The 23,194-nt window shown below is 69.1% G+C and carries 20 protein-coding genes; 11 read left to right on the top strand and 9 right to left on the bottom strand.

The window, feature by feature from the left end; all coding sequences use genetic code 11:
* Positions 1-89 precede the first annotated feature (89 nt).
* Together purD and ABRP18_RS02480 are read right to left on the bottom strand one after the other, a co-directional pair.
* Positions 90-1,367, bottom strand: coding sequence for a phosphoribosylamine--glycine ligase (gene purD / locus ABRP18_RS02475; protein WP_193762461.1), 1,278 nt, complete (start codon positions 1,365-1,367; stop codon positions 90-92).
* A gap of 68 nt (positions 1,368-1,435) precedes the next feature.
* Positions 1,436-2,110, bottom strand: coding sequence for a CoA pyrophosphatase (locus ABRP18_RS02480; protein ID WP_349885465.1), 675 nt, complete (start codon positions 2,108-2,110; stop codon positions 1,436-1,438).
* 50 nt (positions 2,111-2,160) lie between these two features.
* Here ABRP18_RS02480 and ABRP18_RS02485 point away from each other — a divergent pair, with 50 nt between their 5' ends.
* Positions 2,161-2,529, top strand: coding sequence for a sterol carrier family protein (locus ABRP18_RS02485; protein ID WP_349885466.1), 369 nt, complete (start codon positions 2,161-2,163; stop codon positions 2,527-2,529).
* A gap of 84 nt (positions 2,530-2,613) precedes the next feature.
* Here ABRP18_RS02485 and ABRP18_RS02490 read toward each other — a convergent pair whose 3' ends face one another.
* On the bottom strand, positions 2,614-3,432 hold the full coding sequence (locus tag ABRP18_RS02490) for a BtpA/SgcQ family protein (RefSeq protein ID WP_349885468.1): 819 nt from the start codon (positions 3,430-3,432) through the stop codon (positions 2,614-2,616).
* A gap of 125 nt (positions 3,433-3,557) precedes the next feature.
* Here ABRP18_RS02490 and ABRP18_RS02495 point away from each other — a divergent pair, with 125 nt between their 5' ends.
* The 8 genes from ABRP18_RS02495 to ABRP18_RS02530 all read left to right on the top strand — a co-directional run bounded on the left by ABRP18_RS02495 (position 3,558) and on the right by ABRP18_RS02530 (position 13,551).
* Positions 3,558-4,331: a DeoR/GlpR family DNA-binding transcription regulator gene (locus ABRP18_RS02495; RefSeq protein ID WP_028503122.1), complete on the top strand. Its 774-nt coding sequence runs from the start codon at positions 3,558-3,560 to the stop codon at positions 4,329-4,331.
* Between the two features lie 172 nt (positions 4,332-4,503).
* Positions 4,504-5,538: an autoinducer 2 ABC transporter substrate-binding protein gene (locus ABRP18_RS02500; RefSeq protein WP_113680445.1), complete on the top strand. Its 1,035-nt coding sequence runs from the start codon at positions 4,504-4,506 to the stop codon at positions 5,536-5,538.
* Between the two features lie 64 nt (positions 5,539-5,602).
* Complete coding sequence (locus ABRP18_RS02505) at positions 5,603-7,141, top strand: sugar ABC transporter ATP-binding protein (protein WP_113680444.1); 1,539 nt, start codon at positions 5,603-5,605, stop codon at positions 7,139-7,141.
* The gene (locus tag ABRP18_RS02510; protein WP_231728793.1) at positions 7,138-8,166 is read left to right on the top strand and encodes an ABC transporter permease; all 1,029 of its coding nucleotides are present in this window, start codon (positions 7,138-7,140) and stop codon (positions 8,164-8,166) included. The genes ABRP18_RS02505 and ABRP18_RS02510 overlap by 4 nt, the downstream gene beginning before the upstream one ends.
* Positions 8,167-8,168: 2 nt before the next feature.
* The gene (locus tag ABRP18_RS02515) at positions 8,169-9,266 is read left to right on the top strand and encodes an ABC transporter permease (protein ID WP_230977975.1); all 1,098 of its coding nucleotides are present in this window, start codon (positions 8,169-8,171) and stop codon (positions 9,264-9,266) included.
* A 22-nt stretch (positions 9,267-9,288) separates the two neighbouring features.
* Positions 9,289-10,776, top strand: coding sequence for an FGGY-family carbohydrate kinase (locus ABRP18_RS02520; RefSeq protein WP_179516314.1), 1,488 nt, complete (start codon positions 9,289-9,291; stop codon positions 10,774-10,776).
* On the top strand, positions 10,776-11,849 hold the full coding sequence (locus ABRP18_RS02525; RefSeq protein ID WP_349885469.1) for an aminopeptidase: 1,074 nt from the start codon (positions 10,776-10,778) through the stop codon (positions 11,847-11,849). The genes ABRP18_RS02520 and ABRP18_RS02525 overlap by 1 nt, the downstream gene beginning before the upstream one ends.
* A gap of 1 nt (position 11,850) precedes the next feature.
* Positions 11,851-13,551, top strand: a complete 1,701-nt coding sequence (locus tag ABRP18_RS02530; protein WP_349885470.1) for a dihydroxyacetone kinase family protein — start codon at positions 11,851-11,853, stop codon at positions 13,549-13,551.
* A 13-nt stretch (positions 13,552-13,564) separates the two neighbouring features.
* Here the strand turns inward: ABRP18_RS02530 and ABRP18_RS02535 are convergent, their stop codons facing one another.
* The 3 genes from ABRP18_RS02535 to ABRP18_RS02545 all read right to left on the bottom strand — a co-directional run bounded on the left by ABRP18_RS02535 (position 13,565) and on the right by ABRP18_RS02545 (position 15,329).
* Entirely contained in the window at positions 13,565-14,011 is a 447-nt protein-coding gene (locus ABRP18_RS02535) for a hypothetical protein (protein ID WP_113680442.1), read from the bottom strand.
* Positions 14,012-14,124: 113 nt separating this feature from the next.
* Positions 14,125-14,901 carry an inositol monophosphatase gene (locus ABRP18_RS02540; protein ID WP_349885472.1) on the bottom strand — a complete coding sequence of 259 codons (777 nt, stop codon included), beginning with the start codon at positions 14,899-14,901 and terminating at the stop codon, positions 14,125-14,127.
* A 59-nt stretch (positions 14,902-14,960) separates the two neighbouring features.
* Positions 14,961-15,329, bottom strand: coding sequence for a VOC family protein (locus ABRP18_RS02545; RefSeq protein ID WP_046746852.1), 369 nt, complete (start codon positions 15,327-15,329; stop codon positions 14,961-14,963).
* A 62-nt stretch (positions 15,330-15,391) separates the two neighbouring features.
* Here ABRP18_RS02545 and ABRP18_RS02550 point away from each other — a divergent pair, with 62 nt between their 5' ends.
* On the top strand, positions 15,392-15,841 hold the full coding sequence (locus tag ABRP18_RS02550) for a MarR family transcriptional regulator (protein ID WP_349885474.1): 450 nt from the start codon (positions 15,392-15,394) through the stop codon (positions 15,839-15,841).
* 11 nt (positions 15,842-15,852) lie between these two features.
* On the opposite strand, the gene ABRP18_RS02555 is transcribed toward ABRP18_RS02550, so the two are convergent.
* The 3 genes from ABRP18_RS02555 to ABRP18_RS02565 are packed head-to-tail and all read right to left on the bottom strand — an operon-like array spanning position 15,853 to position 18,799.
* Positions 15,853-16,626 carry a heme ABC transporter ATP-binding protein gene (locus ABRP18_RS02555; RefSeq protein ID WP_058631633.1) on the bottom strand — a complete coding sequence of 258 codons (774 nt, stop codon included), beginning with the start codon at positions 16,624-16,626 and terminating at the stop codon, positions 15,853-15,855.
* Positions 16,623-17,696 (bottom strand): iron ABC transporter permease, encoded by a 1,074-nt coding sequence (locus tag ABRP18_RS02560; protein ID WP_058631634.1) that lies wholly within the window; start codon positions 17,694-17,696, stop codon positions 16,623-16,625. Before ABRP18_RS02560 ends, ABRP18_RS02555 begins: the two co-directional genes overlap by 4 nt.
* Entirely contained in the window at positions 17,693-18,799 is a 1,107-nt protein-coding gene (locus ABRP18_RS02565; protein ID WP_349885475.1) for an ABC transporter substrate-binding protein, read from the bottom strand. The genes ABRP18_RS02560 and ABRP18_RS02565 overlap by 4 nt, the downstream gene beginning before the upstream one ends.
* Before the next feature lie 163 nt (positions 18,800-18,962).
* On the opposite strand from ABRP18_RS02565, the gene ABRP18_RS02570 reads away from it, so the two are divergent.
* Positions 18,963-23,162: an HtaA domain-containing protein gene (locus tag ABRP18_RS02570; protein WP_349885476.1), complete on the top strand. Its 4,200-nt coding sequence runs from the start codon at positions 18,963-18,965 to the stop codon at positions 23,160-23,162.
* Positions 23,163-23,194: the final 32 nt, after the last annotated feature.

Below are 23,194 nucleotides of genomic sequence, written 5' to 3' on the forward strand. Positions count from 1 at the left end.
GGGAAGCCGTGCGTTCGTGAAGACGCCGAGCGTCCGGCGGCACGGCAAGCGCGACGACGCGGCGGGCGTGACGACGCGGGCGGCGCCGGTTACTCGGCGACGCGGGCGGCGATGTCGGTGCGGTAGTGGGAGCCGTCGAGGCGGATACGGGCGATCGCGTCGTAGGCGCGGTCCCGCGCGGTGCGGAAGTCGGAGGCGACAGCCACCACGTTCAGCACCCGACCGCCCGTGGCGATGAGCGATCCGCCCGGGGCATCGGGGCTCGCAGTGGCGGCGTGCACGATCCGGACGCCCTCGACGGCTGCGGCGTCGGCCAGGCCCTCGATCGGGCGGCCGGTCTGCGGCGACTCGGGATATCCCTCGCTGGCCAGCACGACCGTGATCGCGACGTCGTCGCTGAACACGGGCTCCGGCTGATCCTCGAGGGTGCCGGATGCCGCGGCGAACAGCAGTTCCGACAGCGGGGTGACCAGGCGCGGAAGCACGATCTGCGTCTCGGGGTCTCCGAAGCGGGCGTTGAACTCGATCACGCGTACGCCGGCGGGGGTGAGGATCAGCCCCGCGTAGAGGAGTCCGATGAACGGGGTGCCCTCCGCGTCGAGCTGCCGCACGACGGGAAGTGCCACGTCGCGGGTGACCTCTTCGACGAAGGCCCGCTCGCTGCCGAACTGCTCGTCGAGCCACGGGAGCGGCGAGTAGGCGCCCATGCCTCCCGTGTTGGGCCCTTCGTCGCCGTCGAGCGCACGCTTGAAGTCCTGTGCGGGGCTGAGTGCGCGCACGGTGTCGCCGTCGCTCAGGAAGAACAGGGAGACCTCGGGGCCGGAGAGGAATTCCTCGATCAGCACGGGGCCTGCGGGAAGATACTGCTCGGCGTGTGCGAGGGCGTGCGCGCGGTCGGACGTGACGATGACGCCCTTGCCCGCAGCGAGTCCATCGGCCTTGACCACGTAGGGGGCGCCGAGGTCGTCGAACGCCGACTCGACATCGGCCGTGGTCGCGGCGCGGACAGCGCGGCCGGTGGGGACGCCTGCGGCATCCATCACGCGCTTCGCGAACGACTTCGAGCCCTCCAGCTGGGCGGCGGCCTTCCCGGGGCCGAACACCGGGATTCCGCGGACACGCAGTGCATCGGCGACCCCGGCGACGAGCGGGGCCTCAGGACCGACGACGACCAGATCGATCGCGTGCTCATGGGCGAAGGCGGTGACCGCTCCACCATCGAGCGGATCGACCGAGACCGGGGTGGCATCCTGAGCGATGCCGGCGTTGCCCGGCGCGACGAAGATCTCGTGCTCCGTCCGCTCTGCCCGCAGGGCGAGGATGATCGCGTGCTCACGGGCACCGGAACCGAGGACGAGAATCTTCACCCGTCCAGACTACCGAGGGTCGTGGACCGGGTTTCGGCGGTCTGTGGCGTGCGGCCCTCTGGCGACGTTCAGAGCTCTACGGGGCGCTCTACCGTGGAGTCCCACGGCACGGTCCAGCAGGCCGCGTCGAAGAGCGCGTCGAGCACCATCGCGGTGAAGCCCCAGACGATCGTGCCGTCGACATCGAACGCCGGGCCGCGGAAGGTGTGGCCCATGCGGGTGATCGTCGAGGTGAACCTGGTCTCCGGATCGAGCAACTGCGCGACAGGGACTCGGAACACCTCGACCGTCTCCGCATGATCGACCGCCACGACCCGGGACGGCGACTGCCACCACGCCAGCACGGGGGTCACGAGATGGTTGCTCGCGGCGAGCGGGATCTCGGGCAGGGTGGCCAGGATCTCGACACCGGCCGGGTCCAGTCCGGTCTCCTCTTCCGCCTCGCGCAGGGCCGTGGCGACCACGTCGGCATCTTCCGGTTCCACCCTCCCGCCGGGGAAGGAAACCTGTCCGGGGTGCGACGAGAGCGTGGGGGCGCGCCGCTGCAGCAGCACGTCGAGGTCTCGGGCGACGGCCGCGACGGTCGTGGAGGCCGGGACGCTGTCGAGCACACCGAACAGGATGAGGACAGCCGCGTCGTGGGCGCTCTGCGGGTCGGCCAGCGGGGGAATGCGCACGCCCCACGAGTGGTCGGCGACCGCCGCGAGCAGCTCGGCGCGGGCGCCCTGGGGATGCAGGCTCATGCGTTCGAGCATAGGACTCGGCGCGCCGCGGCCGGCCTTAGTCTGGAGCAATGGCCAAGAAGATCGACATCGTGGACGGACGCGCGGCGCTCGACGCTGTCCGCACCGCGGAGGCCTCCGGTGCGAAGCCGCAGCGCACCGACCTCGCCACGGCCGTGCGCTACCTGCTGCAGCTCCTCGACGAGAAGGCGCCGGGCAACAGCGTCGAGGTGCGCGTCCCACCCTTCGGTGCGGTACAGGTCGTCCAGGGGCCCCGGCACACGCGAGGTACACCGCCGAACGTGGTCGAGATGGATGCGGCGACGTGGATCGCCGTCTCCACCGGCACGGAGGCCTGGGCAGATGCAGCGGCATCCGGTCGTATCCACGCCTCCGGCACGCGCGCCGATCTGAGTGATGTCCTGCCGGTGCGACCGTGATCGGGGCCCTCGGCCCGAGACGCACGGAGCCGCCCCGCGACCACCAGGATCGGGAGCGGCTCTGCGCGTAGCGGGAGCTCGCGGTCAGACGAGCTGCGAGCGGAACGCCTTCGCGGCACCCATGAGCTCTTCCACCCGTGCGCGGTCGGCGCGGTTCTCGAACTTGCCGTCCTGCTTGAAGTAGGTGCCGACGACCGCGCCGTCGGCCGCCGACAGCTGGTCGGCGACGTTGGAGGCCCGCACGCCGGTGTTGACGAACACCGGCACATCTCCGGCGTTCTCCTTCACGATGGCCAACGACTGCGTGTCGGTGGGGGCGCCGGCGGTGAGTCCGGAGACGCAGAGGGCATCGGGGTTGGTCGCGAACACCGTGGAGCGGGCGATCGCGCCGAGGTCGCGCTCGGCGAGGTAGGCGGCCGACTCCGGCACGATGTTGAAGAGCAGCTTCACGTTCGCCGCACCGATGCGGTGCCGGTGACGGGCCACCTCGCCGACGTTCGTGTTCCACAGCCCGAAGTCGCTGGCGTAGACGCCCGTGAAGATCTCGCGGACGAATGCGGCGTCGGTGGCGGTGGCGAGGTCGATGGAGGCACGGCCGTCCCACAGCACGTTCACGCCGTACGGCACGGCGAGTTCGCCCTGCAGTTCGCCGATGATGCGGGCCATAGTGATCGCGGTGATCGGCTCGGTCTTCGTCAGGTACGGGAGGCTGAACTCGTTCGAGATGAGCACGGCGTCCACTCCACCGCTCAGCAGCGCGTCGAGTTCGCCCTTGGCGCGGTTCACGATCGCGGCCACTCCGGCAGCGGTGTCGTAGCCGGGGTCGCCGGGGAGCGGGGCCAGGTGCAGCATCGCCACGATCGGCTTCTGCGTGCCGAACACCTCGGGGAGCCAGTTGGGCATGTCTTTCCTCGTTTCTTCGGAATGGATCACAAGCACTGTGAAAGATTCACGATGAGCAAAGCACAAGTTACTCATTCACACAAGCGGGTCGCCTAAGGTTGGATCTGCCACACGAGGAGGTAGGGATGGAAGCCCACGAGCGCCGCGCGCTGATCGAACAGCGGGTCCTCTCTGACGGCGAGGCCGAGTTCAAGGCCCTCGCCCTGGAGTTCGACGTCTCCGAGATGACCATCAGGCGCGACCTGGAACTCCTCGAGGAGCGCGGCAGCGTACGTCGGGTGACGGGTGGTGTGATCGCAGCCCACGGGACCGCCGTGGAGCCGGGATTCAACTCCCGGGCGCTGATGGGAGCGCGCGAGAAGATCAACATCGCCGCAGCGGCCGTCGCCCACCTCAACCACGGCGAGACCGTCGTGCTCGACAGCGGCAGCACCGCCCTCGCGGTGGCCCGCGCGATCGTCGGCAAGGGCCTCGGACTCACCGTCGTCACGCCCAGCATCCTCGTCGCCCTCGAGCTCCACGACGAGCCCAACACCACGATCCTCGTCACGGGTGGGCGCGTGCGCCCCGGCGAGCTCAGCCTGGTCGGGGCCGAGTCGATCGAGGCGTTCAAGCGCTACAACTGCGACGTGTACGTGATGGGCGTCTCGGGTGTCGACGGTAAGCGCGGCCTCTCGGACTACAGCAATGAAGAGGGTGCGGTGAAGCGCGCGGCGATCGATGCGTGCGACCGGGTCATCGTCGTCGCCGACGCATCGAAACTCGGTCGGGTGCACCTGACGAATGTCGCAGGTCCAGGCGAGATCGATCTGCTGGTGACCGACGGCGCGGTGGATCATCCCGCGCTCGTCGGCCTGCGGGCTGCCGGCGTGCAGATCGAGGCCGTCGCCGCGCTCTAGCCGCGTCGCTCCTTCGGCCTCCCCGTTGCGCAACGGTTGCGCAACGGGTGTGAGATTTCGCATTGACAAGCGGCAGGATCACGTTTTACTGTTCCACAGCGATGAGATTTCTTCCCATTCCTCCCTGGGGGTGGTGGAAACTAACACTGGCTCACACACGAAGGAGTGGAACATGCGTAAGACGAAGTTGCTTGCAGGTGTCGGATTCGGTGCCGTGGCGATGCTCGCCCTCGCCGGCTGCGGTCAGGTCGGCGGCACCACCGGTGGTGGCGAGACCGGCGGGAGCGCCGAAGACGGCGCGATGGTCACGGTGGTCAAGATCTCGGGCGTCGGCTGGTTCGACCGCATGGAGGTCGGCGTGAAGGAGTTCGCCGAGGAGACGGGGCTCGACGCCCGCCAGGAGGGCGCGGATGACGCCAGCCCCGAGAAGCAGATCCAGATCATCCAGGACCTGATCGCCCAGTCGCCCGCCGCGATCACCGTCGTCCCCAACTCGCCCGAGGCGCTGGAGTCGGTGCTCAAGCAGGCCAGGGACCAGGGGATCATCGTGGTCGCCCATGAGGCGGCCGGTATCAAGAACGCCGACATCGACATCGAGGCCTTCGACAACCGGGCCTACGGCGCGAAGATCATGGACAACCTCGCCGAGTGCATGGGCGATTCCGGTCAGTACGTCTCGTTCGTCGGCGGCCTCACCGCCAAGACCCACATGGACTGGGTCGGCGGCGCCTACGACCAGCAGCAGGCCGAGTACCCCGACCTGACCCGCGTCGAGGAGCCCGTCGAGAGCAAGGAAGACGAGAACGTCGCCTACCAGCGCGCGAAGGAGCTGCTCGCGAAGTACCCCGACATCAAGGGCTTCCAGGGCTCGGCTGGCACCGACGTCGCCGGTATCGCCCGCGCGGTGCAGGAGGCGGGCCTGGAGGATCAGGTCTGCGTGATGGGCACCAGCATCCCGTCGGTGGCGAAGAAGTACATCGTCGACGGCTCGATCGACAAGATCTTCTTCTGGGACCCGGCGATGGCCGGCAAGGCGCAGCTCAAGATCGCGCAGCTGCTCGTCGACGGAGAGAAGATCACAGACGGCACCGACCTCGGCATCGAGGGCTACAACTCCCTGAAGAAGCTCGACGGCTTCGACAACGTGTACGTGGGTGACGCCGCGGTCATCGTCGACAAGGACAACGTCGACGATTACGACTTCTGATCCCGACGTCCACCACCACTCAGGGCGGGGCCGCCAACGCGCGGCCCCGCCTCGGAGGAAGAACATGAACGAAGAACAGGCGCAGCCGGCATCCGAGGCCGGGCTCGCTCCCGATGCCGGACCCGTTCTCGAGGTCAGAGGCGTGCGGAAGGTGTTCGGCGGGGTCGTCGCGCTCGACGACGTCGGCATCACCCTCTACCCCGGGCGGGTGCACTGTCTGGCCGGCGAGAACGGGTGCGGCAAGTCCACGCTCATCAAGATCATCAGCGGGGTCGAGAAGCCGGAGGCCGGCGAGATCCTGCTCGACGGCGAACCGCTCACCCACCTCTCGCCGACCCAGGCCCTGCGAGCCGGTATCCAGGTCATCTACCAGGACTTCTCGCTCTTCCCCAACCTGACCGTGGCGGAGAACATCGTGCTCCCGGCCGCGATCGCCGCGCGACGCAAGCTCTACAGCGCGAAGAACCGCCGTCCCGAGGCGCAGCGCATCGTGGAGGAGCTGGGACTCACCCTCGACCTCGACGCCGACGTCGAACGGCTCTCGGTCGCCGACCGACAGCTCACGGCGATCTGCCGGGCGCTCGTGCAGGACGCGCGGGTCATCTTCATGGACGAGCCGACCACCGCTCTCACGCACTCCGAGGTCGAGCGGCTCTTCGCCCTCGTGCGGCGGCTGCAGCAGCGCGGCGTCGCCCTGGTGTTCGTCAGCCACAAGCTCGACGAGGTGCTGCAGGTGTCGCAGGACATCACGGTGCTGCGCTCCGGGCGCCTGGTCGCGAACGGCCCGGCCGACGAGTTCGACGTCGCCTCCCTCACCCACGCGATGACGGGCCGCGCCGTCGACGACTCGCGCGTCGTGGTCGAGGTCGATGACGACGCCGAGCCGCTGCTGCGCGTCGAGCACCTCGATCTTCCCGGTGCCTTCACCGATGTCTCCTTCGACCTGCAGCCGGGCGAGATCCTCGGCCTCACCGGTCTGCTCGGCTCGGGTCGTGGCGAGATCGCCGATGCGTTATTCGGCCTGTTGACCCCCCAGTCGGGAACCGTCACCGTCGGCGGCCGCGCCGTGCGACCCGGCAGCATCCGGGCCTCCGTCGAGGCGGGCATCGGGTACGTTCCGGAGGACCGGCTCACGCAGGGCCTGTTCCTGGACAAGTCGATCTCCGACAACATCATCGCGGGCTCGCTGAGCGAGCACGCTGTCGGCAAGGTGCTGCTGAGTCGCAAGCGCACCGCCGAGACCATCTCCCGTCTCTTCTCGCGCCTGCGCATCAAGGCGCCGAGCGTCGAGGCACCCGTGCGGTCGCTCTCCGGCGGCAACGCGCAGCGGGTCGTGCTGGCGAAGTGGCTCGCGACCAAGCCGCGCGTGCTGATCCTCAACGGACCGACGGTCGGCGTCGACGTGGGCTCGAAGGAGGAGATCCTGCAGATCCTCCGCGAGGCCGCGAGCGACGGGATGGGCGTGATCATGATCTCCGACGACGTTCCCGAGCTCGTCTCGCTCTGCAACCGGGTGCTCGTGGTGCGTCGCGGCGAGATCGTCTCACGACTGGCGGGCGACGACATCGCAGCGCCCCGAATCCAGGAGGTGATGGCCGCGTGAGCGCCACCGACACCCGCATCCGCCTTCCCCGCATCGGACGCATGTCGAACGAGCTCGTGCTCGCGAGCATCATCGTCGTCCTGGTGATCGTGATGTGTGCCGTGAACCCCGCTTTCTTCAGCGTGCACACGCTGTTCTCGATCCTGCGCTCGGCGCTGGTCCCGATGGTGTTCGCGCTCGCGGTGCTCTTCGTGATCATCTCCGGCGGCATCGACGTGTCGTTCGCCGCGATCGGAATCTTCGCCGCATACACGACGGTGTCGCTCGCCCAGGGCGGGGGCTTGGACTTCGGCCTCGTCGGCATCCTCGCCTTCGCGATCGTGATCGGCGGCGCCCTCGGGTTCGTCAACGGCATCGTGATCGCCCGGTTCCGGCTCCCGACCCTGATCGTGACTCTCGCGACACAGGGCATCTTCAAGGGCGTGCTGCTCGCCTACATCGGCTCCAAGTACATCGCCGAGCTGCCCGACGGCATCTCCTGGCTGTCGACCGCGAACCTGATCTCCGTCGAATCGACCCGCGCCTACCTGCCGATGCTGATCGTGCCGGTCGTGCTGCTCGTGTTCGGGGCCGCGCTCCTGCTGCGCCGCACGATGTTCGGCAGGGGCATCTACGCGATGGGTGGTGACCTGGAAGGGGCACGACGTGCCGGATTCCCGGTCGTGCGCCTGCAGATCATGCTCTACGTGCTCGTCGGGGCGGTCGCCGCGATCGGCGGACTCATCCACGTCGTGCTGGGCCGCAGCGCGAACCCGCAGGACCTGGTGGGTACCGAGCTCGACGTGATCGCGGCTGTCGTGCTCGGCGGCGCCTCGATCTTCGGCGGGCGCGGTACCGTCACCGGCACAGTGCTCGGCGTGCTGCTGGTGCAGATCATCAACAACAGTCTCATCCTGATGGGCGTGCCCACGGCCTGGCAGCGCGCCGCCGTCGGGTTCCTGCTGGTGATCGGCGTGGGGATCCAGGCCGTCATGGCCCGCCGCGCCTCTCGCCGGACGTTCGTCCTCGACACGGTGAAGGAATGACCATGCCTCAGTCGCCCCCTCCCGGGCAGTTCGCCCGGATGAACGACCAGGTCGATCGGTCGGTGCGCTCCCTGCTCGGCCGTATCCACGTCGGCCGCGGCGTCGGTCGGATGCTGGTGCTGTTCGCGCTCGCCTTCGGACTGTTCGCGATCCTGAACCCGAGGGTCTTCCTCAATCCGATCAACCTGCAGAACATGATGGTCGCCTCGCCGGAGGTGGGCATCCTGGCGATCGCCATGGCCCTCGCGATGCTCACCGGCGGGATCGATCTGTCCCTGGTCGCGATCGCGAACCTCTCGGCGATCACGGTCAGCACGATGTTCACCGCGATCGCGAGCAGCGATCCGGCCACGGCGGAGTCGATGGGCGGCCTCATCGCCCTGGTCGGCGTCCTGGTCGGCGCGCTCGCGGGAGCCGTCAACGGTTTCCTGATCGCAACCGTCGGCATCACGCCCATTCTCGCGACGCTCGCCACGATGCAGATCTTCAACGGCATCGCGATCGTGTGGACAGGCGGCACCACGCTCTACGGGGCCCCGGCGGTGCTCTCCTCGGTCGGGCAGGCGACGGTCGGCGGCATCCCGATCCTGTTCCTCGAGTTCCTCGTGGTCGCCGTTCTGATCGGGGTGCTGATCTCGCGCACGCCGTTCGGACGACGTACGCAGCTGCAGGGCGCGAACCCGACGGCGGCGATGTACTCGGGTATCCGCAGCACGAGCGTGCTCTACGGCACGTATGTGACGACGGGGCTGCTCGGCGGCATCGCAGGGCTCGTGTTCCTCTCACGCAACCCCACCGCGAGCGCCGACTACGGCACGTCGTACGTGCTGCTCGTGATCGTGATCGCCGTGCTCGGCGGCACGAACCCGACCGGCGGCTTCGCGACCATCACCGGCGTGGTCCTCGCGACGCTCGTGCTGCAGGTCGTGCAGTCCGGCTTCACGGCCATCCGGCTCTCGGCATATGAATACGCGATCGCGCAGGGGGTGATCCTGATCGCCGTGATGGTGTTCGATCAGGTGAGGGTGAGGCGAAGGCCACGCCGCGCACCGAGCAGCCAGACCGAGACGATCGCGCTCGCCGAGATCCCCCGCGCCTGAACCGCATCCGAAAGGCATCCTGATGGAACTGTTCCTCGGCATCGACGTCGGAACGTACGAGACCAAGGGCGTGCTGGTCGATGCCACCGGTCACGTGCACGCCGAGGCGCGCTCTCGGCACGGCATCAGCACCCCGGCGCCCGGCATGGTCGAGCAGGACGCGGATGCGGTGTGGTGGCATGACCTCGTCGAGGTCGCCTCGACTCTGCGTCAGGCGGTTCCGGATGCCGAGATCGTCGCGGTCGCGTGCAGTGCGATCGGTCCGTGCGTGCTCCCGGTCGACGCCGAGCTGCGTCCACTGCGCCCTGCGATCCTCTACGGCGTCGACACCAGGGCGACCGAGGAGATCGATCTGCTCGAGACGCGTCTCGGGCGCGAGGAGATCATCCGGCGGGCGGGCAACGCCCTCACGAGCCAGTCCTCGGGGCCGAAGATCCTGTGGATCGAGCGCAACGAGCCCGAGGTCGCCGCCCGAACCCGGTGGTACCTCACGAGTCAGAGCTACCTCGTCGCGCGCCTGACCGGTCAGGTCGTGATCGACCATGCGACGGCCGGCTACTTCCATCCCTGCTACGACCTCGCCAGGCTCGAGTGGAACCTCGACGGGATCGACGACCTGATCCGTCCGGACACTCTGCCCCCGCTCGGCTGGTCGACCGACGTCGCCGGTACCGTCACCGCCGCGGCTGCCGCGGCGACCGGCATCCCCGAGGGAACTCCGGTGCTGGTCGGCACGACGGATGCCGTCGCAGAAGCGGTCGGCGCCTCGGTCATGGCGGCCGACGACCTGATGCTCATGTACGGATCGAGCGGCTACTTCATCCGCGTGACCGACGAGCCGCACGCGGATCCGCGGCTGTGGGCTGCGCCTTTCGCCCTGCCGGGACGCTACGTGCTCGCGGCCGGAACCTCGACGGCCGGCACGGCGACGCGATGGATCGCCGACCTGCTCGGGCTCGACCACGGCGACGGCGACACCGCGATGTTCGGGCGCTTGATGGAGCTGGTGCGCGCGGCACCTCGGGGTGCGAACGGCGTGCTGCACCTGCCGCACTTCAGCGGGGAGCGCACACCGCTGCACGATGCCGATGCGCGAGCATCCTTCAGCGGCCTCACGCTGTCGACGGGCCGTGCCGACCTCGCACGCGCGGTGGTCGAGGGCGTCGGGCAGTCGATCGCGCTCGCCGTCTCCGCGTTGCTGGATGGCGGTGCCGCAGCGCCGCGCGTAGTCGCGATCGGCGGCGGAACGCACAACGAGGTGCTGATGCAGACGGTCGGCGACTTGACGGGCCTTCACCAGCGCACGGCCGCAACCCTCGGAGCCGCGTACGGCGATGCGATGCTCGCAGCGATCGGGCTCGGCATCGTGACCGAGGAGCAGGCCGCGAGCTGGGTCGCCTTCTCGGGCGAGGTCGTGCCCGACGAGGACGCCAATCCGCAGCTGCAGACGGCCTACGAACGATTCCCGAAGACGTACCGCGCGCTGCGCGCGCTGAGAGAGGTGGACTGATGAGCAGGTGGCAGGAACTGGCCGTGCATCTGGCCGACGTGAACGAGGTCGGGCAGGGGACGAGGGTCTCGGTGTTCGCGACCACGGCTTCCGTGCTCGACGCGGTCGACGCCTTCGTCGAAGAGGTGTACCGCCGTGGCGGGATGCCCCAGGTGCTGCTCGTCGAGGAGAAGTACGACCGCTTCGCGCTGGAGCACGCGAGCGAATCGCTGCTGCGCGAGGCGGCACCTCTCGAGCTGGCATCGATGGAGTGGGCAGACGTGCACGTCTCGTTCCGTGGCATGGAACCGCCCGCGGATGAGATCGACGGCGCCAGGCTCAGCCTGCAGCGGGAGGGCAAGGGCCTCGTGTCGACCGCGCGGTGGCAGGGAACGAAGTGGACGCTCGTACGCATCCCCACGCCCGAATGGGCGACGCTGATCGGAGTCCCGAGGGAACAGCTGGAGCAGGAGTTCTTCGCCGGCACCCTCGCCGACTGGACCGCGCACCGCACCCACCTCGATCGGCTGTGCACCGAATTGAACGCCACCTCGCTGGTGCGCATCCTCGATGACGACACCGACCTGCGCCTGAACTGCGCCGGTCGCACCTGGGTGCCGTTCGCAGGGGAGGCGAACCTGCCCGACGGTGAGGTCGCGACCGCTCCGGTGGAAGACGGCGTCGACGGGCACATCACGTTCCCCGGCTCGTTCTGGTTCGGCGGGGCGACCATCACCGACCTCCGGCTCGAGTTCGTCGAGGGGCGAGTGGAGAAGGTGTCGGCCACCCGTGGCCTCGACCTCGTGGAGCGCATCCTCGAAGCCGACGGCGCTCGCCGCGTGGGCGAGCTCGGCATCGGCACGAACCCCCATGTGCAGACCATGACCGGCGACCTGCTGATCGACGAGAAGATCCTCGGCACCGTGCACATCGCGCTCGGTCGCTCGTACCCGCAGTGCGGGGGTACGAACGAGTCGGCGATCCACTGGGACATCGTGAAGGACCTCCGCGCCTCGGGGCGGCTCGAGGCGGATGGCCGGGTGCTCATCGACCGCACGACGTACGACCCGATCCTCGCCGGGCAGGAGAGCTGACATGCGCAAGATCATCAATGACCCCCAGTCGTTCGTCGACGAGACGCTGGAGGGCATCCTTCTCGCCCACCCCGATGAGCTGCGGGCGGTCACCGCTGACCGGCGCGCGCTGGCGCGGACGGATGCTCCGGCACCGGGGCGCGTCGGCATCGTCACGGGTGGCGGCTCGGGACACCTGCCGTTCTTCCTCGGATACGTCGGCCGCGGGCTGTGCTCGGCGGTCGCCGTGGGCAACGTCTTCTCCTCGCCGAGCTCCTCTCAGATCCACGCGGCCTCGGTGGCCGTGCACTCGAACGCCGGACTCCTCTATCTCTACGGCAACTACGGCGGCGATGTGCTGAACTTCGACATCGCGGCCGAGCGCTGCCGCGCCGAGGGCATCGAGGTGCGCACGGTGCTCGGGGCGGACGACATCCAGTCCGCACCGAGCGAGCGGGCGGAGTCGCGCCGCGGGGTGGCCGGGCTCGTCCTCGTCTACAAGGTCGCCGGAGCGATGGCCGATCGCGGTGCCTCTCTCGCCGAGGTCGAGCGCGTGACCCGCAAGGCCGCCGATTCGACTCGCACGATGGGCGTCGGCCTCTCGCCGACCGTTCTCCCGGCCGCGGGGGAGGAGACCTTCACGCTGGATGAGGGCGAGATGGAGATCGGCGTCGGCATCCACGGAGAGCGCGGCAGCCACCGCGGCCCTCTCGAGACGGCCGATGCCATCACGGATCGGTTCCTGGTCGAGATCGGTACCGAACTCGACCTGAGTGAGGGACGGCGCGTTGCCGTGCTCGTGAACGGTCTGGGATCGACACCGCTCGAAGAGCTGTACGTGATCTATCGCCGGGTGCACCACGCGCTCACGGACGCCGGAGTGACTATCGGCTACCGGCTGATCGGCGAGTACGTCACGAGCCTGGAGATGGCCGGAGCCTCGCTGTCGATCATGCAGCTCGACGACGAGCTGGAAGAGCTGCTGCACGACCCTGCAGGGTCGCCCTTCTTCCGTCAGGGAGCGGCCCCGGTGGGGGATGCCCGCACGGCCGAGACCGCACTGGATGACGACACGGTCGCCGTCGACGTGACCGTGGCCGGATCTGCCAGCGAGGCGCGCGACCTGCTCCTGACCGTGCTGCCGCGGATGCAGCGGCACCGCGAGGAACTGCGGGCCCTGGATGCCGCGCTCGGAGACGGCGACCTCGGCGTCACGGTAGCGGTCGGCAGTGCTGCGGTCGCCGATGCTCTGCAGCAGCTCCCGGACGACCTCGATGCCCGCAGCGTCCTTCGTGCCTCGGGCGATGCGTTCGCAGCGGCGAATCCCTCCACCTTCGCGGCACTGATCGGAAGCGGCCTGCTCGCCGCGGCGGAGCAGGCGCCCGTGGGTGAACACCTCGACCGCGCGGGTCTCATCGACGTCGTGCGCACCGTTGCGGCGAGGATCGGCGCTCAGGGCGGTGCGGTGCGCGGTGACAAGACCGTCATCGACGTGCTCCTCCCGATCGCTGAGGCGCTGGATGCCGGGGCGGATGCGGCCGGGGCTTCGAGGGCGGCGCTCGCCGCGGTCACCGAGAGCACCGGATGGCAGTCACGACGCGGTCGCGCCGGATGGCAGCAGGAGCGCTCGGTCGGTCATGCAGACCCCGGTTCGGTCGCTGTCATGCGCTTCGTCGAGGAGATCGTGCGGGCTCAGGACGGGACCGGCGGGCCCGAGGCCTAGAGCATGCTTCGAATCAGCCCCGCCTGCGGCTCGCGATCTCGTCGGTGAGCAGCTGCACCTCGGCAGGGTCCGCATCCTCGGCGAGGGCGACGTAATGGTCCAGGACCGCCGGCCGGTAGCGCACGGGCATCGTCTGTCCTGGCGCGAGCCGGGTGAGGTCGGTGATGGTGAGGTCTTCGTCGGCGATACCGCGGAACGAGATCCCGTCGGCGGTCTCCACGTCGAGCATCAGGACCACACGGGGGTTGCTGTTGACCTCTCGCCAGTCGACGAGAACGCCGAGCGCAAGCTCGCCCGTACGCAGTTCTGCATTGCGAGTGCGTGCTTCACCGCTCAGGAGCGGGTTGGGGGTGACTCCGGGGAACTCGGGGCCGACGCCCAGTGACTCCCGACTGAGGTCGGGCCTGAGCTGCGCCATCAGGTCGTCGAGCTTCTGCTTCCTCTTCTTCGAACCGAACATCCTGGCCCTCCCTCGCGCCCCTTCGCCGTCGTTGCCGATATCCCGGCCTGGCGCTTCGCCTTCACCGCGATTGTATGGTGCCGGGCAGATCCCTCCGGGCTTTGCCAGATCCTCTAGTCGACCGGCAGATGCGGCGGGTGAGCGACGATGCCGCCGCGCATCGTCGCCGGACGCTTCACGATGAGCCCGGCCTCTTCGGCGATCAGCGCGCCCGCCGCCCAGTCGAACTCGTACAGGTCGGTCTCGATGAACGCGTCGACGCTGCCCTCTGCCACGAGGCACAGCCCGAGCGCTGCCGAGCCCACGCTGCGGAGATCCGTGAACGCCGACATCCTCGCCGGCAGGTCGGTGAGCTGCCGCGCCCGTTGCTCGGCGTCGTACGAGAAGCCGACTGCGAGCAGCACAGGGGTCGCGTCTGCTGCCGGCCCGTGAAGCCTTCGCCGCACGCCGCGGGACTCGCGGTACGCCCCCAGTCCTGCTCCGGCGGAGTAGACGTGCTCGAGCTCGGGGGCATGCACCACGCCGGCGAGCCAGGTGCCGGAGCTCACGTCCTGCACCGCGACGGACGATCCGTAGTGCGGCAGTCCGCGCACGAAGTTCGAGGTGCCGTCGAGCGGGTCGATCGACCAGCGCAGCGCGGAGCCCGCACCGGTGGTCGCGTACTCCTCACCCGACACCTCGTCGTCGGGGCGGTGTTCGGCGATCACAGCGCGAATCGCGCGTTCGGCACGCAGGTCGATCTCGGTCACCACGTCGCCGGACGCGCCCTTCGTGCGAAGGCCGAGTGCGTCGGGCGATGCATCACGCTCGTCTGCCGCCTCGGCGAGGACTGCGGCGCCGGCAGCGGCGGCGGAGAGGGCGATGTCGAGCAGTTCGGATGCAGACGGCATGGCGTATCGATCCTCCGGTGGGCGATCCTCCAGCGTAGCGGCAGGCACGCGGAGGGGCGTCAGGCGCGGTCGTGGAGGGTGATCCGGTACCCGTCGGGGTCGGCGAACGTGAAGGTCCGGCCGAACGGGCCGTCGATCGGTTCCGCGACGATGGTGTGTCCGTCGGCGAGGAGTGCATCGTGGATGGCCTGGACATCGGTGGCGTGCAGCCAGATGGCGGCGCCGATGCCGGGCTGGGCTACGCCGGTCAGGTCGGTGCCCGGTGCGATGTCACGCAGCGCGAATGCGATCGGGGCTGTGTCGAACACCACGGCGTGGGGAGGGCCTGCGGGAGAGCGGACGAGGCCGAGGTAGCGCTCGTAGAACGCCTGGGAGGCGGCGAGGTCGCGCGCCTGCAGGGAGATGAAGTCGGGGCCGGTGACGGGCATGGGAGAATCCTTCGCTTCGTGTCAGTTTTCTGACATAGGCGAGTGTATGTCAGAATACTGACATGAGTCAAGACCGCGCAGGCATCGACCTCGACACGTCGTTGGGCTACCTGCTGAAGGAGGCGTCGAGCGCTCTCCGCACCGCGATGGAAGAGGTGCTGCGTCCGCTCGGCATGACCATCACCCACTACTCCTGTCTCGAACTGCTCTCCCAGCGGCCCGGCCTGTCGAACTCCGATCTCGCACGGGGCGCATTCGTGACGAGGCAGTCGATGAACGTCCTGCTCCAGGCGCTCGAACGCGAGGGGTTCGTCACCAGGCCATCGGAAGCGCCTGTCGGGAAGACCCTCCCCGCCCGCCTCACCGAGCGCGGCCGTGAAAGTCTCGCGACGGCGACCCTGGCCGTCCGCTCCGTCGAGGTCCGGATGCTGTCCGACATGACGCAGGAGGAGCAGACGGGAGCACGGAAGATCCTCCGAAGCATGATCCGCTCGCTTCGCGAAGAGTCCTAGCCCCGCAGGGTTCAGCGCCGAGCGACCACGAGCGGCACACCGGTCGTGGGGTGGGGGAACACGTCGACCGCCTGGCCGTACACCTGCTCGATCCGCTCGGCAGTGAGCACCTCGCTCGCTGTGCCTGTCGCCGCGACACGACCGCCCGTGAGCAAGGTGACGCGGTCGGCGTGCGCGAGTGCGGCGTTGAGGTCGTGCAGCACGATCGCCACCGCGATCCCCGTGTCAGCGAGTCCCCGGATCAACCGCATGACGTCTTCGTGGTGCTTGAGGTCGAGAGCAGCGGTCGGTTCGTCGAGCAGCAGGACGCCGGTGGCCTGGGCGATCACGCGGGCGAGGGCGACCCTTGCGCGCTCGCCGCCGGACAGTGAGGGCACGGCTCGCGATCCGAGCGCCGTCACCTCGGTCTGTGTCATCGCTGCGGACACCAACTCGTCGTCCTCGTCGGCCGCGGGTGTGCGTGCCCACGGAGTACGCCCCATGCGCACGACCTGTTCGGCGCTGAAGGGAAACGTGACGGTGTTCTCCTGCAGGAGGACAGCGCGCTGCTGGGCGAGCGTACGCGGCTTGATCCGGTCGATCGACCGCCCGTCGAGCTCGACCGTCCCTGCGTGAGCCGGCACGTCTCCGGCGAGCACTCCGAACAGGGTGGACTTGCCGGCCCCGTTCGGCCCGACCAGGGCGTGGATCTCTCCGCGGTGGATCTCGATGGAGGCGTCGTCGAGGATCGTCCGTCCTTCGCCCACGCGAACCGTGAGCCCCGATCCGCGCAGCCGCACGTTCATGCCCATCCTCCCGAGCGACGGCGGGTGCGCACGAGCAGCCACAGGAAGAAGGGCCCGCCCACGAGCGAGGTGATCATGCCGATGGGCAGATCGGCGAGCGGTACGGCCGTACGCGCGACGAGGTCGGCGACGGCGATGAGCAGTGCGCCACCGAGAGCCGAGGCGATCACGAGCGGCAGGTGGGCCGGCCCGATCAGCATGCGCATCAGGTGCGGGACCACGAGCCCGGCGAAGCCGATGATCCCCGCGAACGCGACCGCCGCGCACACCAGCAGCGCGACGGTCACGATGACGACGATCCGCAGCAGCTCGACATTGACGCCGAGGTGCCTGGCGGTGCGCTCGCCGAGGGCGAAGAGGTCGAGGCTCGGTGCCACGATCAGCGCGATGACGACGCCGATCAGCACGAGGGGTGCGACGAGCTGGATGTTCGACCACAACGCGCCGTTCAGCGATCCCAGCTGCCAGAACACGATCTGCTCGCGCGTCGACGTGGTGCCGAGGAACGTGAAGAACGCCATGCCGGCGCCCGCGATCGCGTTGATCGCGATGCCCGTCAGCAGCAGGGTCACGACCTCGGTGCGACCACCGGACCGACTGATGAAGTACACCGAGAACACTGCGACCAGCCCCCCGAGGAACGCGAACGCCGGCGTGGTCCACATGCCGAACGTCGCGAGTCCGAAGGTGATGCTCGCTGCCGCGCCGAGCGCTGCGCCCGAGGAGACCCCCACGACACCGGCGTCCGCGAGGGGGTTGCCGAAGATCGCCTGCATGAGCACACCCGAGACGGCGAGGGCGGCGCCGACGAGCAGCCCGAGCACGATGCGCGGCATCCGCAGATTGAAGATCACGCCGTAGTCGGTGGAAGCCGTCGGCGCCCACGCGGTGTCGATGCCGACACCGCGCAGCAGCACTCCGATCAGCGATGCGGGGGAGAGGTCATACTGTCCGCTCGTGATCGACACGATGCAGGTGACGGCGAGCGCGACGGTCAGGCCGACCGCCACCAGCGCGAAGCGCAGACCCCGGTGTCTCGAAGGGGTCGGGGTGACGACCTCGCCGGTCACGTCGCGGGCTCGGGGGCGTAGAGGGCGCGAGCCAGGGCCCCGATCACGTCGGCGGTACGTGGACCGAAGCTGAGGATCTCGCTGTCCGCCATGTCGATCACGCGGCGATTCGCTCCGGCGGGGGTCTCTGCCACGGCGGGGATCCGCTCGATCAGTCCGTCGATGCCGCCGACCGACTCCAGGCCGTCGGTCATCATCACGAGGACGTCGGGCTGTGCGGCGACCAGGGCTTCCGCGGTCATCGGCTTCATACCCTCCCAGCCGATCTCGGCCGCCACGTCGACACCGCCGACGGCGTCGATCAGCGAATCGGCTCCGGAGTCCTCGCCGAAGATGTAGTAGACGTTCGCGCTGCCGCGCACGTACAGGAACAGCATCCGTGCGCGTTCGGCTTCGTCGGCGGGAACGACCTCGGCGATCTCCGCGAGCGTCTCGTCGACCGATGCATCCAGCCGCTGGATGAGTGCTTCACCGCGGCTCGGCACACCGAGAGCGGCGGCGATCTCGGTCACCAGCTCGTCGGTGGTGTCGAGTCGCCGGTCGCTGGAGATCACGACGACCGCGATTCCCGCGTCGCGCAACTGCTGACGCACCTCCTTCGGGCCGATCGTGGTGTCGGTGAGGACCACGGTCGGGGCCAGCTCGAGGATCGCCTCGGCATTGAGCGTGTGACCGGTCTTCGTCACGACGGGAAGGTCTTCGGTACCGGCGAAGACGGTGGAGGCGTCGCGACCGACGACCTGATCGCCGAGGCCGAGCGCGAACACGGTCGATGCGATCGTGCCCGAGATGTCGATCGGGAGGATGCGGTCGACGTCGCTGATCTCGACCTCGTGGCCCTCGCTGTCGGTCACGGTCACAGGCAGCTTCGGAGCGCTGTCGTCGTCGACGGGCTCGAGCGCGTGACTCGACAGGCAGGCGGTCGAGGGGCCTTCGTGCGTGCGCACGTCGTCGATGAGGTCGAGCGAGGCGAGCGGGACGGATGCCTGCGGGCAGTCGTCATCGGCGACGGAGGCCGGTGCCGCGGTGGCCTCCGGTTCTGCGCAGGCGGTGAGCCCGAGGGCGAGAACGGCGACGAAGAGGAGGGCGGGAACTCGACGCATTAGGCAAGGCTATCCTAAAACTTGACGCGCGATGATCCGCACCTCTACGCTCGGGACCGGCGGCTTGCTTAGCTAAGCCTAACCAAAACTCCTTCCTCGCCCGACTGCATTGCGGCACCGCCGGCGCGCCTGCTTCTCGGTGCGCCCGGAGCCGTGGAGAACCGTGAACACCACAGCCCCCGCACCCTCGGTGAGCACCCGCATACGCGTGCTGCTCGCCGCTTTCGTCTCCCTTCTCCTCGTCGCCGCCGGCGCGGTGATCGTCCCGCCAGCGCATGCTGCCGGCGCTGCGGTCACCGCGACGGTCGCGTCGGCAACCACCTCCGGCGTGAGCGTGCAAGTGCAGGCCGCCGGCCTGCCCGAGGTCGAAGGCACGTACGCCGCGCTGATCATGAAGGGCACGGAGTCGGGACTCAGCGGCGGGGGCGGGTATGCCGCGTTCGTGATGCCGACCGTCGCCGCCGGCGCGAGCTCGTTCACGCTCGATGCACCGGCCGGATCGCTGGATCGGACGAAGTCCTACGAGGTGCTCGTGTGGCAGAAGCACTCGAACCCCAGCGACGCCACTATCTACGGTCGCGGCGATGTCGTCATCTCGTCCGGACAGTGGGACGCCGTGTTCGGTCCCGTGCCGACCGATCCCGGTACCGACCCTGGCACCGATCCTGGCACCGACCCCGGCACCGATCCTGGCACCGACCCCGGTACGGACCCCGGCACCGATCCGGGTACCGATCCGGGCACCTCGCCGAAGTCTGCGGCGATCGAGGTCTTCCTCGCCGACGGCACCACGCCGGCCGCAGGCGCCGCTCTCAAGGCGGGCGACAAGGTCGTGGTGAAGGGATCCGGCTACGACCCGACGGCGAACCTCGGCACCGAGGGGCGTGGTGTGCCGATCCCGAAGCACCTCCCGCAGGGCACCTACGTGGTCTTCGGCAACTTCGCCTCCACGTGGCAGCCGTCGACCGGTGCCGCATCGTCGGCCCGTTCGGTGGGCGCGCAGGTCTGGGCTCTCGCCGAGGGCGTGCTGAATCAGGTTCCGGCGCAGTACCAGGGCGCGATCCGCGCGCAGTGGGTCGACATCGCGGCCGACGGCACGTTCCAGGCGACCATCACCCTGAAGGATGCGGCGGCGACGCCTGGCTCCTACGGTGTCTACACGTACGCGGCCGGTGGGGTGGTCAACGCCGATCAGGAGCGCAGCGTCGCCCTGAACTACACCGAGGCTCCGGCCGTCTCCGCGGTCGTGAAGTCAGCGACCGCGAAGGACGGCCTGACCGTCACGGCATCCGGCTCGAAGCTGGGAGCGATCACCGGCGCGTACGTCGCGCTGATCGAGAAGGGCACCGAGGCGAACGTCACCGGCAGCAGCGGCTTCCTGGCCATGCAGTGGGTGCGTCCGATCTCGGGCGGGGTCTTCACGATCGACCTGACCACTGCCGCTGACACCCTCGACCGCGCGAAGTCGTACGAGGTCATCGTGTGGAAGCAGCACTCGAACCCCGATGCGAGCACCATCTCCGCGCGTTCGACCATCGCCATCTCCGACGCGCAGTGGGAGATTCTGCGGCCGGCCCCTGTATCCGCCGCGATCGAGGTGTTCCTGGCCGATGGCACGACTCCGGCTGCCGGGGTGCCGCTCAAGGCGGGCGATAGGGTCGTGGTGAAGGGATCCGGCTACGACCCGACGGCGAACCTCGGCACCGAGGGGCGTGGCGTGCCGATCCCGAAGCACCTCCCCCAGGGCACCTACGTGGTCTTCGGCAACTTCGCCTCCACGTGGCAGCCGTCGACCGGTGCCGCATCGTCGGCCCGTTCGGTGGGCGCGCAGGTCTGGGCTCTCGCCGAGGGCGTGCTGAATCAGGTTCCGGCGCAGTACCAGGGCGCGATCCGCGCGCAGTGGGTCGACATCGCGGCCGACGGCACGTTCCAGGCGACCATCACCCTGAAGGATGCGGCGGCGACGCCTGGCTCCTACGGTGTCTACACGTACGCGGCCGGTGGGGTGGTCAACGCCGATCAGGAGCGCAGTGTCGCCCTGAACTACGGTGTCGCGTCGGGCGTGACCACGACGGTGAAATCTGCGAGCGCGAGCGGCGGGCTCACCGTCACCGCCTCCGCCTCCCAGCTCGGCGCGATCACCGGCGCCTACGTCGCGCTGATCGAGAAAGGCACCGAGGCGAACGTCACCGGCAGCAGCGGCTTCCTGGCCATGCAGTACGTGCGGAACATCTCTGGTGGCGCGCTCTCGGTCGACTTGACCGCAGCCACCGACACGCTCGACCGCGCGAAGTCGTACGAGGTCATCGTGTGGAAGCAGCACTCGATGCCCGATGCGAGCACGATCTACGGGCGGAGCACCGTCACGGTGACCGGCGCGCAGTGGGACACGCTGTTCCCTGCGGGGCCGACGACGACGACGACGGTGAAGACGGCGACGGCGAAGGACGGCCTGACCGTCAACGCCGCAGCCACGAACCTCGGCGAGATCCCCGGCGCCTACGTCGCACTGATCGAGGCCGGGACCGAGGCGGAGGTGAGCGCCGACGGCGGTTTCCTCGCGATGCAGTATGTGCAGAAGGTCACGTTCGGTGCCTTCGCGGTCGACCTCACGACCGCGGCGAAGAACCTCGACCGCACGAAGTCGTACGAGGTGATCGTGTGGAAGCAGCACTCGATGCCCGATGCGAGCACGATCTACGCGCGCTCCACCGTGACCATCACGCCGGCGCAGTGGGATGCCCTGCTCGACGTGAAGAACCCTGAAGTACCGGAGACACCGGGCACACCGGTCACGCCGACCGCTCCGGCGGCGAGCGTTCCGGGCGGCTCCCTCCGCTGGGCCATCTCCTCGTCGTTCACCGACTACATCACGGGCAACATCGCGAAGGGGTCCATCGCGGTCTCCGACGGCGCGACCCGTTCCGGCGGTCAGTTCCAGTTCGGCCAGACCGTCGGGGGCGACTTCGACGTGAACACCGGTCTCGGCAGCGTCGTGTACCGCGGATCCGTGCGCTTCACCGGACACCAGGGCGTGCTGGACGTGACGGTCTCGAACCCGTCGATCCGCATCACCTCGACGAACGCCGCGACTCTGTACGTCACCAGTGGCGGCGCGCAGGTGCCGTTCGCGACGCTCGATCTGTCCGGGGCGGCGCGCGTCGCTGCCAACGGCGCGGTGACCTACACGGCGGCTCCCGCGGCGCTGACCGCTGAGGGACGCGATCGGGTGCTCTCGGGCTACGGCACGGCACTGAACCCGGTGACCTTCACGATCGGTTCGGTCGCCTCAGCGCCCGCCGGATCGAGCGGCACGGTCGCCGCGGCGGTCGTGAAGCCGAAGGTCACGCTGCCGTCGACCCCGCCGGCGACCGCGGGAATCGAGGCCGACGAGGCCGCTCTGGCCGCACTCGCCGCGGGGCAGCCCGCGACGGTGTCTGCATCCGGATTCCGGGCGAACGAGCAGGGGATCAAGGTCGTCGTGTACTCGACCCCCGTGCTCCTCGACACGGTGGCGGCCGATGAGAACGGTGTCGCGACCTGGTCGGGTGCCCTTCCCGCCGCCCTCGAGGACGGCGAGCACACGCTCACGTTCCAGGGCTCCGTCAACCGTGGTCTGGTGTTCACCCTGAACAGGGCGACGGCGGCGATCGGCGTCTGCACGGTGGAGGGCGCCACGCTCAAGTGGGGCTACAAGGAGTCGTTCCGCACCTACATCGAGGGCATCGCGAAGGGGGGCTGGACCCTGACCGACGTGACCTATGAGTACCCCGACTACGTGTGGGGGAACGGGGCGGGATCCCTGGACGACGAGAGCCTCGCCGGCCTGATCACCTTCGGCGGCAGCATCACCTTCACGGGTCATGACGGCGCGCTGAACACGACACTCGCGAACGCGGCGGTCGAACTCGCGGGAGACAAGGGCTACCTCGTCTTCGACGTGACCGGCACGACGCAGGGCGGGGAGAGCATCGATCAGAAGGGGGTCCGCCTCGCGGAGTTCGCCCTCGGTGATGCCGCAGTCGTCGATGGCGCGCTGACGCTCGACGCGATCCCCACGACGCTGACCGAGGCCGGGGCCTCAGCCTTCGGCACCTACGCCGCGGGGGAGGAGCTCGATCCGGTCACGGCTGTCATCCCGGTCGGCGCGGACTGCGGCGTCGAGGCGGAGAAGCCGGAATCCGACTCGGAGGCGACTGCGGTGGTGACTGCCGCGGAAGAGCCCGCCGACGGCGAGGGTGCTCCGGTGTGGCCGTGGATCGTCGGTGGCCTGGTCGTGGTCGCCCTCGCTGCGACCGGCGGTGTGCTGATCGCCCGTCGCAACCGGGTGGCGGAGACCGCCGAGATGACCACCGAGGTCTGATCGCGGTGACACGGAACGGCCCTCCCCGCCGC

The organism is Microbacterium sp. WHRI 7836 (genome assembly GCF_040223885.2).
Lineage (GTDB): Bacteria > Actinomycetota > Actinomycetes > Actinomycetales > Microbacteriaceae > Microbacterium > Microbacterium oxydans.

Excerpts from the sequence above, each read along its gene's own strand:
- ABRP18_RS02480 (WP_349885465.1), bottom strand. The coding sequence starts at position 2,110 with ATGAGCCTGCATCCCCAGGGCGCCCGCGCCGAGCTGCTCGCGGCGGTC.
- ABRP18_RS02485 (WP_349885466.1), top strand. The coding sequence starts at position 2,161 with ATGGCCAAGAAGATCGACATCGTGGACGGACGCGCGGCGCTCGACGCT.
- ABRP18_RS02490 (WP_349885468.1), bottom strand. The coding sequence starts at position 3,432 with ATGCCCAACTGGCTCCCCGAGGTGTTCGGCACGCAGAAGCCGATCGTG.
- ABRP18_RS02495 (WP_028503122.1), top strand. The coding sequence starts at position 3,558 with ATGGAAGCCCACGAGCGCCGCGCGCTGATCGAACAGCGGGTCCTCTCT.
- ABRP18_RS02500 (WP_113680445.1), top strand. The coding sequence starts at position 4,504 with ATGCGTAAGACGAAGTTGCTTGCAGGTGTCGGATTCGGTGCCGTGGCG.
- ABRP18_RS02505 (WP_113680444.1), top strand. The coding sequence starts at position 5,603 with ATGAACGAAGAACAGGCGCAGCCGGCATCCGAGGCCGGGCTCGCTCCC.
- ABRP18_RS02515 (WP_230977975.1), top strand. The coding sequence starts at position 8,169 with ATGCCTCAGTCGCCCCCTCCCGGGCAGTTCGCCCGGATGAACGACCAG.
- ABRP18_RS02520 (WP_179516314.1), top strand. The coding sequence starts at position 9,289 with ATGGAACTGTTCCTCGGCATCGACGTCGGAACGTACGAGACCAAGGGC.
- ABRP18_RS02525 (WP_349885469.1), top strand. The coding sequence starts at position 10,776 with ATGAGCAGGTGGCAGGAACTGGCCGTGCATCTGGCCGACGTGAACGAG.
- ABRP18_RS02530 (WP_349885470.1), top strand. The coding sequence starts at position 11,851 with ATGCGCAAGATCATCAATGACCCCCAGTCGTTCGTCGACGAGACGCTG.
- ABRP18_RS02535 (WP_113680442.1), bottom strand. The coding sequence starts at position 14,011 with ATGTTCGGTTCGAAGAAGAGGAAGCAGAAGCTCGACGACCTGATGGCG.
- ABRP18_RS02540 (WP_349885472.1), bottom strand. The coding sequence starts at position 14,901 with ATGCCGTCTGCATCCGAACTGCTCGACATCGCCCTCTCCGCCGCCGCT.
- ABRP18_RS02545 (WP_046746852.1), bottom strand. The coding sequence starts at position 15,329 with ATGCCCGTCACCGGCCCCGACTTCATCTCCCTGCAGGCGCGCGACCTC.
- ABRP18_RS02550 (WP_349885474.1), top strand. The coding sequence starts at position 15,392 with ATGAGTCAAGACCGCGCAGGCATCGACCTCGACACGTCGTTGGGCTAC.
- ABRP18_RS02555 (WP_058631633.1), bottom strand. The coding sequence starts at position 16,626 with ATGAACGTGCGGCTGCGCGGATCGGGGCTCACGGTTCGCGTGGGCGAA.
- ABRP18_RS02565 (WP_349885475.1), bottom strand. The coding sequence starts at position 18,799 with ATGCGTCGAGTTCCCGCCCTCCTCTTCGTCGCCGTTCTCGCCCTCGGG.